Below are 854 nucleotides of genomic sequence, written 5' to 3'. Positions count from 1 at the left end.
GTGCAAAATTATAAATTATTCAAATACCAAAAAATCGTCTGTGCTTAGAAATAGTAAAAGCGTTAACGATTTGGTCAACTCCATTAGGATTGGTCAATTTATAGTTCTATGAGAAAGATGTCAAAGCCATGATAAAAAATGTACCTATTATCTCTTACTCTGCTTTTATCTGTACCAAGAAAAACATTGGAGAATGCGAGAAGTTATACAATTTTTGTCAATGCTGCCTGTGCATATTCCAAGGTCTATGGAATCCCTTAGAAGACCAAATGATATCCCCTCTTTTAGTCATCATAACGCTCCCTCGTGATAATAACTGTTTAGGTATCACTGTTATTTGTGTCTTCCTGTAGAATGTTTGATCGTTTATTGTAAATGTTTTAACTATGACATCTGCCTCTACACATTGATCTATTTTTCCATGTAAAACAACGACTCTAAATCCATTTTCTGATAAGGATGAACAAATATGATCATCACAAACGAATTGCCCATTAAACGAAGGACCATATTTCGTAGGCTTAATCGTCTCATTCACGTGAAATGACTTTTCCCATATAGATGTTGTAAACTTAGAGATACGATAACGGTCAGTATATAATTTTTTCCCATTGATGACACCCACGAGATTTATATTGTCTGCAATAATTAATTGTACGGGTGAATGCATCAAGCAAATACAAATACCAACCAAAATAAAGAGACTAAAAAAGAATCTGATGGATGTTTTGCAAAAAATTAGTCCAACCAAGCCTCCACTAAAGAAAGCCAACGCAGATAATGGCATAAATCCGGGATTAAGAGCAGGAGAAACGGCTCTTACAGCATGGGCAATTTTTATCACAAGATCAACA

1 pseudogene is annotated in these 854 nt (G+C 34.5%); it reads right to left on the bottom strand.

From position 1 onward, the window contains the following. Window positions 1-217: 217 nt before the first annotated feature. Window positions 218-854 (bottom strand): annotated as a pseudogene (locus ACFIK8_RS10640) (transporter); the annotation flags it as partial.

This window comes from Bartonella sp. MR168JLCBS (assembly GCF_042194175.1).
This window is presented reverse-complemented; position numbering and strand designations above follow the sequence as displayed.